At 41.5% G+C, this 14,166-nt stretch carries 11 protein-coding genes; 8 read left to right on the top strand and 3 right to left on the bottom strand.

The genetic code is table 11. The features are described 5' to 3' along the window. Positions 1-262 precede the first annotated feature (262 nt). The 8 genes from ABRZ28_RS08750 to ABRZ28_RS08715 all read left to right on the top strand — a co-directional run bounded on the left by ABRZ28_RS08750 (position 263) and on the right by ABRZ28_RS08715 (position 10,477). Positions 263-1,021, top strand: coding sequence for a thioesterase II family protein (locus ABRZ28_RS08750; protein WP_330520040.1), 759 nt, complete (start codon positions 263-265; stop codon positions 1,019-1,021). 92 nt (positions 1,022-1,113) lie between these two features. Next, positions 1,114-3,351: a TonB-dependent receptor gene (locus ABRZ28_RS08745; protein ID WP_330520039.1), complete on the top strand. Its 2,238-nt coding sequence runs from the start codon at positions 1,114-1,116 to the stop codon at positions 3,349-3,351. 17 nt (positions 3,352-3,368) lie between these two features. Continuing rightward, positions 3,369-4,583 (top strand): MFS transporter, encoded by a 1,215-nt coding sequence (locus tag ABRZ28_RS08740; protein ID WP_330520038.1) that lies wholly within the window; start codon positions 3,369-3,371, stop codon positions 4,581-4,583. Positions 4,584-4,597: 14 nt separating this feature from the next. Beyond that, positions 4,598-6,013: an MATE family efflux transporter gene (locus ABRZ28_RS08735; protein ID WP_330520037.1), complete on the top strand. Its 1,416-nt coding sequence runs from the start codon at positions 4,598-4,600 to the stop codon at positions 6,011-6,013. Positions 6,014-6,036: 23 nt separating this feature from the next. Next, positions 6,037-7,143, top strand: coding sequence for a siderophore-interacting protein (locus tag ABRZ28_RS08730; protein WP_330520036.1), 1,107 nt, complete (start codon positions 6,037-6,039; stop codon positions 7,141-7,143). Positions 7,144-7,232: 89 nt separating this feature from the next. Beyond that, positions 7,233-8,834, top strand: a complete 1,602-nt coding sequence (locus ABRZ28_RS08725; RefSeq protein ID WP_330520035.1) for a (2,3-dihydroxybenzoyl)adenylate synthase — start codon at positions 7,233-7,235, stop codon at positions 8,832-8,834. Positions 8,835-8,903: 69 nt separating this feature from the next. Beyond that, positions 8,904-9,125 carry a phosphopantetheine-binding protein gene (locus ABRZ28_RS08720; protein ID WP_330520034.1) on the top strand — a complete coding sequence of 74 codons (222 nt, stop codon included), beginning with the start codon at positions 8,904-8,906 and terminating at the stop codon, positions 9,123-9,125. An 80-nt stretch (positions 9,126-9,205) separates the two neighbouring features. Further along, positions 9,206-10,477 carry a condensation domain-containing protein gene (locus tag ABRZ28_RS08715; protein ID WP_330520033.1) on the top strand — a complete coding sequence of 424 codons (1,272 nt, stop codon included), beginning with the start codon at positions 9,206-9,208 and terminating at the stop codon, positions 10,475-10,477. A 144-nt stretch (positions 10,478-10,621) separates the two neighbouring features. Here ABRZ28_RS08715 and ABRZ28_RS08710 read toward each other — a convergent pair whose 3' ends face one another. The 3 genes from ABRZ28_RS08710 to ABRZ28_RS08700 form a co-directional block, all read right to left on the bottom strand. Continuing rightward, positions 10,622-11,950: a CapA family protein gene (locus tag ABRZ28_RS08710; protein ID WP_330520032.1), complete on the bottom strand. Its 1,329-nt coding sequence runs from the start codon at positions 11,948-11,950 to the stop codon at positions 10,622-10,624. Positions 11,951-12,010: 60 nt separating this feature from the next. Further along, positions 12,011-13,180 (bottom strand): cystathionine beta-lyase, encoded by a 1,170-nt coding sequence (gene metC / locus ABRZ28_RS08705; protein ID WP_330520031.1) that lies wholly within the window; start codon positions 13,178-13,180, stop codon positions 12,011-12,013. A 175-nt stretch (positions 13,181-13,355) separates the two neighbouring features. Further along, positions 13,356-14,138: an IclR family transcriptional regulator gene (locus ABRZ28_RS08700; RefSeq protein WP_330520030.1), complete on the bottom strand. Its 783-nt coding sequence runs from the start codon at positions 14,136-14,138 to the stop codon at positions 13,356-13,358. Between the last annotated feature and the right edge of the window lie 28 nt (positions 14,139-14,166).

Raw genomic sequence — 14,166 nt, 5'->3', positions numbered from 1 at the left:
CGCGATAGAACTATTAATATAGTCGAAGTAATTATTATCAAAAGATATTTTTCCATCGTACAAATAGCTCCGTACTTGCGGCGAGGCCCTATCCATACGCTGATTTTATTAAGATAAGGCGGCTTGTTACCTCACTGCCAGCCCCCGTTGAGCGGCGATATTTTACCATTGAGTATCAAGGTCGCAGCCTTCATGATGGAAGCGGTCATCGTAAGGAATTAGCCAACGAACATACCACACTCACTTATTTTAATTAAAAAACATGAAAAATAAAATTTTCCCTATCAATACGAAAAGTACAGGATTAATCGATATGTACTGCTTACCGTCTGCGGGTAGCAGTGCCTCCATGTATTTCGATTGGGTAAATTACGCACCTGAATGGCTCAATATATGCCCTGTTGAATATTCCGGTCACGGTACTCGTGTTAGTGAATCTCTAATTTATGATCCAAATATTGTTACGAATGAAATCACTGACGCAATTCTAACTAAAAATCATAAAAAATTTATTTTATTCGGCCATAGCCTTGGAACAGCGTTGACATGGCGTATTGTTAAAGAATTACAAGAACGAGGCCAAGAAAGCAGATTAGGAATGATCATAATCAGTGGTCGTAGAGAAACAGGCACGTTGAGTAATGAACGCAGAAAGCGACATTTATTACCGAGAAAAGAATTTATCACGGAGGTTTCAAAATATGCAGGATTACCTCAAGAGTTGTTAGATCAAAATGATATTTTAGATTTTTTCTTACCAATACTGAGGAATGATTTTCATTTAAATGATTTTCTTATGGATGATGCGCCAGTGTTCACTCACTGTCCATTAATAACCATAGCCGGAGATAGCGATCCAGATATTCCTTCACCGGAAATGATGACTAAATGGGCTAAGTATAGCAAAACGTGGCTCGGACATTACTCTATCTCTGGCGGTCATTTCTACTTAAATGAAAGTGAAAATACAAAAAGAATAATAGAAATTATATCCTCACACTCACACTTTATATTCAAGTAAAAATTATCACCCACAAATTCATCAAGCGTTTAATCATAGTAAAAACACAATAAACCGTCATCAGTTATCAATTGTTCCATGGAGGAAAAGACATGTATACGTTTGAAAAAAAATTCACAGCAACACTAAAAATATCTTTTTTCATTACATTATTTTCACCAATACCTCTTTATGCCAATGACGCAAACGACAATACAGACAGTATCGATGAAGAATCCGATACGATTATTGTAACAGCGCCGAAGACCTCGCTTCCTGCCGGAGTTGTTAATCGTGAGGCCAACGTGGGTATCTTAGGCGATCTCGACTATATGGATAATCCATACAGTGTGACTAGTTATACTAATGATGCTATTGAAAAGCAACAGGTGCGAAGCGTTGCCGGATTTATTAATAAATATGATGCCTCAATCAATACATTAGGAAGTGATTCCTATGCGATAGATTCAATGACGGTTCGAGGCATCTTCGTGAGTCCCATTGGCACCAGCATCAATGGATTACCGGGCATGGCCGGCTATCATAAAATTCCTTCCAATGGTATCGACTCCATTCAGGTGACCAAAGGCCCCTCGGCAATGCTCAAGGGCGCCTCAATTACCAGCTCGGTTGGCGGTGACATAAACTTAACCACCAAACGAGCCGACCATGAACCTCTTAATGAATTCGGTTTATCTTACCTATCACGAGAGCGCTTCGGATTTAATACTGATATAGGTCGCCGATTCGGGTCGAACAACGAATGGGGTATCCGTTTTAATTCTGACTATCGAGATGGTGACGGTATTAGAAAAAAACAAGAAGAAACAGTAGCATTGAATGCGTTAGCCCTTGATTACAATGGTGAACGATTCAGAGCATCAATAGATGCTATGTTAAATAACGCGAATCAGACGGCTAACCGAGGGGTGTTAATGAGCGATGCCACTCAAGCCGTAACAAGTATTGATGGCAAACTCCCCTCGGCCCCTAATGGAAAAATAAATTTTGACCAGCGTTGGATTAAACAAAAAGTTAGAGATCGTATGGTTATGGGGCGTATTGAAACGGATTTAACTGATTTAACGACGGCTTATGGCAGCATTGGTTATTCAACGAACTTATTGACCACGCCAAATATGGGCAATTGGTTCGTCACCAAAAGTATGGATCCGAATGCAGAGATCGGTAGCTTTAAACCTGGTTCAATCTCTGACTTTAAAACCAAACGTAAAACGGTGAGTAGTGAGTTAGGCACTACCGGTCTTTATTATTTAGGCAACACAACTCACAAATGGGCCATAGCGGGTACACTATCTCAATACAGAGAAAATGTGGGTACCTCATTATATCGTGCGCCAGCAAGTTGCCAAAATTCTACAATATATTTCGTTCAGGACTGTGAGTTTGACATTAGCGGTTCTTCTCCTCTCGCTGTGATCAAAAACAAAATTAACAGCAGATTTGCCAGTGTCGCCATCGCAGATACGATTACCTTTTGGGATGACAAGATTCAGACCACGCTAGGAGTACGTCGACAAGAAATCAAGAACAAAACGAACGCAAATGGAAATTTGACCGAAAAACGACAAACTGCATTAACGCCATCAGTCGGCTTTGTCTTTAAACCGGCAGTTGGCCTTTCTATTTACGGAAACTATATTGAAGCGCTTACGCAAGGAGATATAGCGCCAACCACTGCCAAAAACACAGGTGAGTTGATGAGCCCGTATAAGAGTAAACAGAAAGAGTTTGGCATTAAAAAAGAATTTGGCGCTTATCTGGCATCCGTCGCAGTTTTTGAAATAGAAAAGGCAAGTGGTCTACTCGATTATGATAGCTTAATATATTCCTCAGTTGGAAAAAGACAAAATCGAGGAGTAGAGTTCAATTTATTTGGCGAACCTATCGAGGGTTTACGTCTAACCTCAAGCACATCATGGATTAAGTCAAAACGCATTGATTATGATAAGACCTCTTTTAGTAATGCAGACGTTTTCCCTGCGCCTAAATTTTCCAGTAAACTAAATGTAGAATGGGATATACCCCAAACGAATAAATTAACCCTCCTGGGCAGTGTTATTCATACAGGCAAAGCGACTATCGACGGCCAGGATTTTTACACAGGAGAAATAGTCCCCACCAAGGTTCCCTCATGGACACGCGTCGACCTTGGATTAGCTATCTCATCAAAAAAAATCCTGGGCAAAGAAACAAAGCTATCATTTATGGTTGAGAATGTATTTAATAAACGTTATTGGAGTGTCGGTGATTATAATGACAGCAATGTGGTCATACTCGATCATGCGGAACCAAGAACCTTTTTGCTTACCCTGACAACCAAATTTTAACCGGCTGATAAATATTTATGGCGATCACGAATAGATATCAGCGAATGAACTTCACCTGCTTGCTTATCACGGTTTTTTTAGACCAAGTCGGCATTTCTCTGATTTACCCTATTATTCCTTCTTTACTAGAATCTATCACAGGAAATTCCCTGGTCGGTAATTCTGTGATAGGTGGTTGGCTCATTGCTGCTTACGCACTCATGCAGTTTATATTTGCCCCTATAATGGGGGCTATATCCGATCGATTTGGCCGTAAGATTGTACTGATTATCTGCTTTATTGCCTTTTCTATAGACTATCTTCTTTATGCTATTGCAAATGATTTATTTTTATTGTTTTTAGCAAGGGTTATCGCAGGTATCGCTGGTTCTTCAATTGTAGTTTCATTGGCTGGCATTGCTGACATTAGTAATAAAGGAAACAAGACGAAAAACTATGCCTATATATTCGCAACGATGAGTCTGGGCCTGATACTTGGCCCGACCATTACGTCTTTTGCCGTTCAATATAACATTCGAGCCCCTTTTTATATCGCATTTATTTTAAGCTTATTTAGCGTATTGTTTATAATTTTGTTTTTTAAAGAAACGTTGCCCTGTAAAAACAGACGTCCATTTTCACCGCAAAACCCCATCAGTTCCCTAATGTATTTCAAAAAATATAATGGGATGATAAATCTATTTATTGTGCAATTTTTATTTGTAATGGCCATTCAGGTACCCATTACGCTGTGGTCATTTTTTACTAAGTATCGTTTTAATTGGAATGATAGTGAGGTTTCAAACTCATTTATAGTATTGGGTATAATTAGTTTCATTGTGCAAATCTACTTAGTAAAAAAACTATACCCTATCATGGGTAATAAAAAAATCGCTTATCTTGGTTTCGGTTCCTTTGCTTTTGGCTTGGTTTTGATAGCATTATCTGCACATAGTTGGCTATTTTATATTGCGCTATTTTTTTATGGCCTTGCTGGCATCAGTAATTCTGCAATAACCAGTATTTACTCTTCAAAAGTTTCAGTATCTGAACAAGGTCAGTTGATGGGTATAATAGAGTCCATAAGTAGTATCTGCGCCATTGTCGGCCCTTTATTTGCTGTCTATCTTTTCCGTTTCTCTGTCGATTTAAAACTTCCCCTCAGCGATGGATATTCTTTTATTCTTTCCGCTATCGTTGTTATCTTTTGTTTATACTTTTTAAATCGCATATTTTCTAATGAAGATAGTTAATTGGACCATTATTCATGATTGAAAAACTTTCAATAAATAATGATATATCATTGTTAGCATTAAGCAAAAAACTTATTCTCCTCACAGTTCCGATAGCCTTTACCTTCACCTTTATCATTCTTTCTGAAACAATTGATACTATTTACAGTAGTCAATATGATGTAACCACCCTGGCTGCAATCTCTATTGCTAAAGTGATAAGCGTTTTACCACTGGCCATTATTAATGGCATTGTTTATACGGCAGTGCCTCAATATACATATTTAAAACAACAAAACAGATCTGATGATATTTTTAATTTGATTATTGAGTTTTTGACTATTTCTTTTCTATTATGTTTTATTATCTCTTTTATATTCATATATTTCACGCCTTACGCCCTCAATCTAATAGGCGTAGATAAAACTATAATTCCCATGGTGCAAGATTATTTAATTTTCTTGCTACCCTATATATTAGGCATGATCGCATTCAATAATTTTTATTATTTTAGTGAATCGTATGGATTTCCTGTTTTTGCTACTTTCACTGTATTCATCAGCCTATGTATAAAAGGCTTATCCATTTATATTTTTGTATTTTCTGATTTTATCCAACAATCTTGGGGGATTTTGGGATTTGGATTAGCCTCAGTTTTATTTGCCTGGTCAAAATTTTTAATTTTACTACCCATTATACTACTATATAAAAACTTCAGAATCATTTGGAAAACCCCAATAAAAAGATTGAATCTTTCAATCATTCGGATGGTTAGAAACACGATAAAAGGTATACCCATATCATTATCATATCTCTCAGAATGGGCTGCTGTTGCTGTTATGGGACTGATGATAGCCAGATTAGGAATTAATGAAGCAGGCGCAAACGGCATTGTATATAGCGTCATCCCATTATCACTCGTGATTGTAACTGCATTAAGCAGGTCAATAGCTATTTTAGTAGCACAATACCAAGATCAGAAAGAACCATTAAAGCATACTATTTTGGCTGGCGTAATTCTTTCAATAATTTTTCTTAGTATCATCTGTATGTTGCTGCTTTATTTTTCACCTGAAATACTGGGGTTTTATAAAACAAACGACAGTCTTTTACAGATAATTTATAAAATTTATCCTTATATGATATGTGTTGTTTTTGGCTTAGGATTAAGCCATGTCTTTTGCTTTGCGTTGAAAGGCTTCAGCGACTTCTTCTTCGTTTTTATAATTTTATTTTCCACTTCATGGCTGTTATTTATTCCACTCGGCTATTTACTCAGTGAAACGGGCTATATTTTTCCAGCGCAGGGTATTCTTGGTTGGTGGTATGCTTTATTAATTTCAGTTTTTGCTTCTGCGATTCTTTCATTTGTTCGGCTATATATCGTTGTTAAAATAAGGCCTCAGGAATTATCACCCGACACTATTAAAATCAATGCCATTAATAATTAACTACTTTTTTAACAGAGGAAAAAATGCATAACAAGTATACACCTATTGAAAATGTTGATAAAAAAACAGATGTTATCGACCATATCAATGACGACCATATCTCAGAAATTTTAAGTATTGTTCGTGGATATACAAATTTCGAACAAATCGATTCGGTCAAACTTATTGATATTTTTGAAGAAGGAATGCTCATCGCAATCAATGCAAACAATGGTTCCGAAGAAAGATTTATCCCATTCTTGCTAAAAGGCGATCTGGAAGAAAACGTACTTTATCTTGCTTATAACGCAATGGTTAAGCTAGGAGAGTCGCCAATCAGCAGTAAAAAGCAGTACTTTGAAGTCATTGATACAGAAATGATTAGTCTTAATATGATTAGAATCATTGTAAAAAGCGCCGCTTCATTTCCCGAAAATCAGCCGGGCTACGCCTATCTTTTATCTTTAAAGAAACTGGAAAGCATCCCCAAAAAAATACGTAAAGATAGCGAAAAACTTTCAAAAATAAAGCAATGGCTTTATAAAGTATTTTTATGGAGAGTAAAAAACTTGTCTTCTCAGCAGCGCATGGAACGTATGCTGGCATTCGCCAAAAATACGCGTTACTACACACTGCGTAAAGCGAGAAAGAGCTCTACCGAATCTACTATTTTTGATATCGGCTATATAGATATTTTTCTTCATGGGGATACACCGGGAGGAATATGGGCTAAGAACCTAAAACAAGGCGATATCATTCATAGCATTTCAGAAATGCCAGAGCGTTGTGATGGTATAGATGATGGCCAGGTCGTTCTGATAGCAGATGAAACCTCATTACCAACAGTCGTAGCTTTGTTAGAAAATTGGCAAAACCCACTCAGTCCCTATGTGATTTCCATAACTCAAGATATTGCCGACCAAAAATATTTACCAGACTCAATAGTTCCTGATCCACAGAAATTATTTCGATTGCCGGCTCAGGATACAGGGCAAGAAGTCATCAAAATTTTGCAATCCATACCCAAAATTGATTCAGTTTGGGGGGCAATCGAGAATTTAGAATCCAGAGCAGTCAGAAAATATTTACGGGATGAACGAAATCTTAGAGGAAAACACAATCGTGTAAAAGCTTATTGGATAAAGACCTAATCTAAATAACTTAACTAGCACTCTTAACACAGTGTAATTCAACACTCTGAATCATTATAAATATTTATCTTTATAAAGAGGTATTTCAGATGGCCCCAAACAATAACTATCGGAAGTTCATCCCTTTTCCAAAGGATAGAGCCTTACTTTATAAGGCGTCTGGTTATTGGGTTGGCCAGACGCACACAGACTTTATTCAAGAAGCTTGCATCAGATATCCAAATAATATCGCAATCATTCAAGATGACCTATCGATAACTTATAAGGATTTTTATGAAAAAGTAGTAAAGTATGGAAGCTATCTTAAATGGAAGGGGATCAAAAAAGAAGATTTTATTATTTTACAATCTCCAAATACTGCTGCTTTTTTTGTTGCCCTATTTGGTATTTACTACGCAGGTGCAAGACCTATATTTGCGCTTGATGGACACGGAGCCCATGAAATCGAAAATATAGCAAAAAGTAGCGGAGCAATTGGCTACATTAGAATTATTAAAAACAGATCTATCAAAGACGATGTAACTTCAATCATTGATAAATTTATTGAAAGGAATGTACATCTTCTATATCAGCAAACTATTTACAGCGATGACAATATCGACTTTATGGTGCCGGTTTCAGAATTTAACTCAATCATCAGTCCAGAGTCAGTTGATTCCGAAAGTATCGCTTTTCTTCAGCTTTCTGGAGGAACAACAGGTATGCCTAAACTCATTCCCAGAACGCATGACGATTATTTATATTCGGTACGGGAAAGTGCGAAAGTAGCACAATTGCATCCCTTGTCCAAGCAGCTGATCGTACTCCCTATCTCTCATAATTTTACCATGAGCTCCCCTGGGTTTTTAGGGGCGCTCTATTCAGGAGCTACTATTGTGCTGGCTGAGAATGGCAGTCCTGATACTTGTTTCCCATTGATAGCGCACCACAAAATATCCCAAATATCTCTGGTACCCTCTCTTGCTATTCTTTGGTTAAACTCATCCTTGCTCGAAAGTTACGATTTGTCGAGCCTGGAGGTGATACAAGTTGGCGGTTCTGAGTTATTACCCAAGATCGCAGAGCGACTGATAAATACGCTGAACATCAAACTTCAACAAGTTTATGGCATGGCTGAAGGTCTGGTTAATTTTACTCACTTAAATGATGATCTTAACACAATCATTAATACCCAAGGCAAAAAGTTATCGCCAAGCGACGAAATATTAATCGTTGATAATGATGGAAATAAATTACCAACAAACAGCATTGGTAACATAATCACTCGAGGCCCTTATACAATTAACGGATATTATAACGCATCAGAAATAAATTTACTTTCCTTCACCAAAGAAGGTTTTTACATTACTGGGGATATTGGTTACTTAGATGAAGATTTAAATATAGTAGTCACAGGCAGAGCAAAAAATCAAATTAACAGGGCTGGAGAAAAAATATCCCCAAGCGAACTGGAAAACCTTATAATTTCTCATCCGTTAGTAAAAGATGTTTCAGTTGTTGGCGTTAAAGATGATCTTTTAGGTGAAAAAATAAAAGTTAAATTAATTTCTCTTGATAAAAACAGCGCTATATCATTGTCAGACATTCGAACATTCTTACTATCTAAAAATGTTGCTGAGTATAAGCTTCCTGACGAGATTGAATTAGTTACTTCCTTTCCACATACGCTTATTGGGAAAGTCAAGAGGTAAGAAATACCGCTATCACTTTTAAACTAATGCAATTATCTACTCTAGAATATATGGCTGATGAGGGTTGACATGGAAAACATTGTACGCGAAGAAATATCCAAAACATTAAATATTGACGCAAGTAGTATTAGCAAAGAAGATAACCTTATAGCGTATGGTCTTCATTCCCTAGCCATTATGCAATTAGTTGATTCATTCTCTAAAATATCGAATAAACGTTTAAAATACACCGAATTTATAACTTCGCCTACGATTGAAGGATGGACAAAAATTATCCAGGATAAAGAGTAAAGCGTGTCGCGGTTATCTATTAAAATTGTTTTTCACGTTATAAATGTATGTGAGAAATGATAATTTAAAAGGTAGAACAAATGAAAATTCCTGCTAGTGCTTTGAATCCTTTACAAATAGCCTACATTATTGGCAGAACTCATTATCTCCCTCTGGGAGGTGTAGGCATGCATGACTTTAGAGTCTTCAGAGGAAACCTTGATAGCATATTATTGCAAGAAAGCCTGACAATACTCGTTCAAAAACATGCTGCATTACGGACGCTGATTGATATTGACGAATTTACTCAATCTACTCGAGAAAAAGGGACCATCAATTTTACGGAAATTAATTTCCGCGATTTGTCATATGAAAATGCTACATTACAAGCCAATCAGTTCATAGACTCACATTCACATTATTTACATGACCTGGCGGATTCTCCATGGCATATTTGGCTTATTCTGCTACCCGAACATATTGGTTGTGACTATAACAGTATATTATTAACAAGTTTCGATGCGTTAATCTTAGATGGCTACTCTATCTCAATCCTACTAGAGGAATTATTTGACCATTATCACAATGCGTTATGCAATTCATATCAAATGGAAAGTGCAGTAATCGAGACAAACAAAAGTCAACAGTCAGAATTCGATTTTTATAAAAACAAACAGGAAGACGTTTTTTTTTGGCAAGAAAAAATAAGAACAATGACTAACACGTTGGATTTCCCCTGGAAAAGGGATCTCGAGTCGATTAAAACGTCGAAGTACGCCAGAAAAACAGTTTTTATTAAAAAACAGCATTGGGATGTTTTAAGATCAATAGCCACACAAGAATCCTTGCTACCCAATGCATTATTGAACAGTATTGTTCTCGAAGCGCTTGCGGAACAAAGCAATAGTAATCATATTTATGCGGCTATCCCCATATCGTTTTCCTTGTACCAAAATCAATTAAGTAATCATTCAACGGTTATACCCATTGGTTACCATAAGAGAGACGATAAATCTTTTTTTGAAAGCGCTCATGAAATTCAAAGAGACACATTGGATGCTTTGGAGCATGTTTCATTTTCAGGTATTGAAATTGCAAGACTAATTTGTGATCAAGTTAAAACCAGCATACCCTTTCCTATTGTTTTAACGAATGGCTTATCGTGGCGTCTCCCTCCCCACAGAGATTATATTGACTATTATTCCGGGCAGACACAAACGCCTCAGGTAGCTATGGACATCAGACTGTCTTTTTCTCACGCTAAAGAGCTAGTGATCGATATAGATTATGCTATCGAGGCAATAGATTTGAATGTAATTGATGTTTTGTTAACCTCAATTCAAGATCGAATCTGTCAATTTTCTTTACTGTAGCGATCTCCAATACTGGCAGCATTTCCCGATGCCTATGTTAGTACGATGGATGCCCTATACCGTTGGCGCGGTGAATCGGGAAAGAGAAAATTGACCTGCCCTGATCCGTCAAAACAGGCTAAATAACATACCCCAACCAACCTCCTACCCAACCTCGATAGTAATGGTGCCGGTCGCCTCATTGTAATGTAATTGAGTGCCGTATCTTCCACTTAAGCGAGTCAGATCCGCTGCGATTTCATGTCCTAATTCAGCTGAAGCTATCACCGGCAGACCACGGTCCAGCGAGCGTTCACGGTTCAGGCCAAGATCTATCGGTAATAATTCGAAGCGTAACGCGCCCGACTGGTAATCCATCAGCGCCAGGCAGTTTTTTGAAAAACGGGATTCGGCGTTAAAACCAACGAATTGACCCGCGCTGTTGATTGATCTGGCCCGATGCAAATCGGAAGGTCGGGCATCCAGGTCATGACCGTAAGCCGCATACATTTCAGGCGCAACGAGCGACTCCCCGGCTTCGAACTCCATCAGTAAACTGCCCAAATTATAGAAAATCGGCCGATTTTTATAAATTTCCACTCCGCGCAGGAAATGGGCGCCGTGACCGATAACCGCAGACGCGCCCGCGTCAATCGCGCTGCGGGCGAACGCTTCGATAAATGCCGGCGGATAAGGCGCATACCAGCCGTCGTTTTCACCTTCATGGGTGTGAAGACTGACCAGAGTCACATCCGAACGATGTACCGCATCGCGCACGCTTTTTAAAATCGCCTCATGATCGTCATCGTTCATATAAGTACGAACGTGCGCCACATCGCCGCGCTCTATCTGCACCGAACTCTCGAAAATAGAGCCGAATCTTAAATAATCCGGCCCTTGGTCGGCCATGACCTCAATGCGTTGACCTTCACGGTTGCTGTCTGCAATACCCAGTAACTCCGTGATTTGCCGCAACTGCCCGAATTCCGTATCCGGTAAGACATAGGCACGTCCCCAACGCAGCGGGTTGAGTCCGGGACGAGCGGCGACGTCGGCCCCGGCGACGCTGGCGGCAAAAACCTCTGAGCGAGTGGAACTTAATGCCACAACGCCGACCCTGCCGTTGGGTGTATCAAGGAAGCGCGCCGACCGGGCATCAGCAAGATTGCGGCCCACGCCGCAGTGGATCAATCCCCGCTGTTCAGCGGCCTCCAGGGTATCTACCACGCCTTGCGGGCCGAAATCGCCGGTGTGATTATTGGCAAAAGAAACCAGCTTGATATTGAGATCGACAAATTCATCCAATGTCGCAGGCTTTACCGACGTGATGTACCCTCTCCCCGCAGCAGGCGGCGTCTCTGGTTTCGGGCAGCAAAATTCCGCATTGGCAAAGACCGCATCCGCAGCGGAAAGCCGCTCGACAAGGCGTTTATCCAGCCGTTTGGCCAGATTACGGCTGGAAAAAAGTAAATCACCACAGGCGATAATCCGCATAGTATTCGTCTCTTTAAAATAATTTATTGACTGATAATGATTCTGATGGAGTTGACACGGCTAAGACTGGCGAATAAAGGCAAAGGCCTGATCCAGATCGGCAATCAGATCATTGGCATTTTCCAGACCTGCGTGAATTCGCAATAACGTGCCGGAATGCTTCTGGAGATGAACCGACCGCAGGGGATTAACCGGAAGGATCAGGCTTTCATAGCCGCCCCAGGAACTGCCGATACCGAAAAGCCGCAACGCATCCACCAACGCGCTGCGTTTTTCAGCCATTTCCGGCCGTAACTCGAAAGCGAACAGCCCGGAAGCGCCGGTGAAATCACGTTGCCATAATGCGTATCCTGGGTCGCCAGGCAACGCCGGATGGATCACCCGCGCCACTTCCGGCTGTCCGGCAATGAATTCCGCCAAGCGGATGCCCGTCTGCCAATGGCGTTCAAGGCGCAGAGGCATGGTACGCAGTCCCCGCAGCGCCAGATAGCAATCGTCTGGGCTGGCGATCAGCCCCAGTTCATGGGTGGTGGATTTTAGACGCGGATAGGTTGCCTCGGTCGCGGTGACGACGCCCATCATGACATCGGAGTGGCCGGCGATATATTTCGTCGCGGCCTGTACGGAAATATCCACCCCTTTAGCGAAGGGCTGGAAATAAAGCGGACTGGCCCAGGTATTATCCATAACGACCAGCGCATTATGACGATGCGCCACGTCGGCAATAGCGGGTATATCCTGCATTTCAAAGGTCAGCGAGCCAGGTGCTTCGGTGTAGACCAGCCGCGTTTCGGGCCGGAACAAAGATTCGATATCGGCGCCGGCCGCAGGGTCATAAAAATCGACATGAATCCGAAATCGTTGCATTAGCGAGCGCGCAACCTGCCGTAACGGACCATATACGTTATCGGGAATCAGTACATGCTCATCGGCTGAGACAAACGCGAGGATCGCCGTCGCGCAGGCCGACAAACCGGAAGGATAAACCAATGATTTATAACCGCCTTCCAGTTCGGCAATCGCTTCCTGTAGCGATTTGCTGGTCGGGGTGCCGTAACGGCCGTAGAACAGGTCGGGTTCATCGACAGAAGCCTGTTGCCGCAGTTTGCGATCCCATTCCTCCATTGAGTTGCAGACAGCCGTCGAGGTGCGATAAACCGGCGTATTAACAGCGCCGAGAAAATCTTCAGGATGGCGTCCGGCATGGATAACCTGAGTATCTAGTTTCATGGTAAGTCACGTTTTCGTTGAGAGTGGGTCAGCCCCTGTTCCTTTCAAGTCTGCCGTAACTCATCCCTAATTCAACAACTTTTTTCTCATTTGCATATATAACAACTTGATAATCTTTTTCGATATTCCTCACTCCCGGTTCATGATACAAGCGGTAAACAGCTAACCCGCCGCCTTATTCCATGACGAATTTTGCAGCCTCTCCCGCCACGAGTTTACCCAGCGCGTCAAGATCCTCGCTATGAATACGTACGCTTGGCCCGGACACCCCGACCGCGCCGACGACCAGCCCGTTCTGGTTGCGCAAAGGCGCGGCGGCGCCCCGAATGCCAAGATGGTACTCTTCATCATGCAGCGCATAACCCCGCTGTACGATATTCTGCAATTCGGCTTGAAAACGTTGCGGATCGGTAATGGTGCGGACAGTCTGGGCATGCAATTGCTCAGGTAATGGCGCATCCGCCAACGCCAGAAAAATACGGCCGATAGCGGTATACGCCAGCGGCGCCAGCGTACCGGGCCGGCTATCAACCCGCAGCGGATATTGAGACTCGATGGCATCCAGATACAGGACGTTCTCATCGGCCAGGATCGATAGATGCACCGCTTCGCCGGTCAGGGCGGACAAACGCTCCAACACCGGCCGGGCGCAGATCCGCAGGCTTTTTTGCGGACGGAGAATAGTTGGCTTGCCGGCCAGTTTGGGGCCAAGAATAAAACTGCGCCGCTCTCCGGCCTGAGCATATCCCGCCATAGCCAGCGTTTGCAGGAACCGCGAGGCGCTGCTCTTGTCGATGGCCAGACTCTCCGCCACATCGCCGGTTCGCACCTGCTGACGGTGAATCAGAAGATCCAGCACCGCCAGCCCCTTGGTCAGCGTCTTGAGTTCCCCCTTCACGCTCTCTGCATGAGCCAGTCCTTCCTCGGTTGACTTCTGTTGGACATTGCGGGTTTTCACGTTTCATTCCTCTTCGTTCGCGATGCTT

It is taken from the genome of Brenneria sp. g21c3, from assembly GCF_040240345.1.
Classification (GTDB): domain Bacteria; phylum Pseudomonadota; class Gammaproteobacteria; order Enterobacterales; family Enterobacteriaceae; genus Brenneria.
The sequence above is the reverse complement of the archived record's forward strand: the minus strand, read 5'-3'. Positions and strand labels throughout refer to the sequence as shown.

Bases quoted from the DNA above. Each gene is read 5' to 3' on its own strand.
- ABRZ28_RS08740 (WP_330520038.1), top strand. From the start codon at position 3,369: ATGGCGATCACGAATAGATATCAGCGAATGAACTTCACCTGCTTGCTT.
- metC (WP_330520031.1), bottom strand. From the start codon at position 13,180: ATGAAACTAGATACTCAGGTTATCCATGCCGGACGCCATCCTGAAGAT.
- ABRZ28_RS08720 (WP_330520034.1), top strand. From the start codon at position 8,904: ATGGAAAACATTGTACGCGAAGAAATATCCAAAACATTAAATATTGAC.
- ABRZ28_RS08715 (WP_330520033.1), top strand. From the start codon at position 9,206: ATGAAAATTCCTGCTAGTGCTTTGAATCCTTTACAAATAGCCTACATT.
- ABRZ28_RS08745 (WP_330520039.1), top strand. From the start codon at position 1,114: ATGTATACGTTTGAAAAAAAATTCACAGCAACACTAAAAATATCTTTT.
- ABRZ28_RS08730 (WP_330520036.1), top strand. From the start codon at position 6,037: ATGCATAACAAGTATACACCTATTGAAAATGTTGATAAAAAAACAGAT.
- ABRZ28_RS08725 (WP_330520035.1), top strand. From the start codon at position 7,233: ATGGCCCCAAACAATAACTATCGGAAGTTCATCCCTTTTCCAAAGGAT.
- ABRZ28_RS08710 (WP_330520032.1), bottom strand. From the start codon at position 11,950: ATGCGGATTATCGCCTGTGGTGATTTACTTTTTTCCAGCCGTAATCTG.
- ABRZ28_RS08750 (WP_330520040.1), top strand. From the start codon at position 263: ATGAAAAATAAAATTTTCCCTATCAATACGAAAAGTACAGGATTAATC.
- ABRZ28_RS08735 (WP_330520037.1), top strand. From the start codon at position 4,598: ATGATTGAAAAACTTTCAATAAATAATGATATATCATTGTTAGCATTA.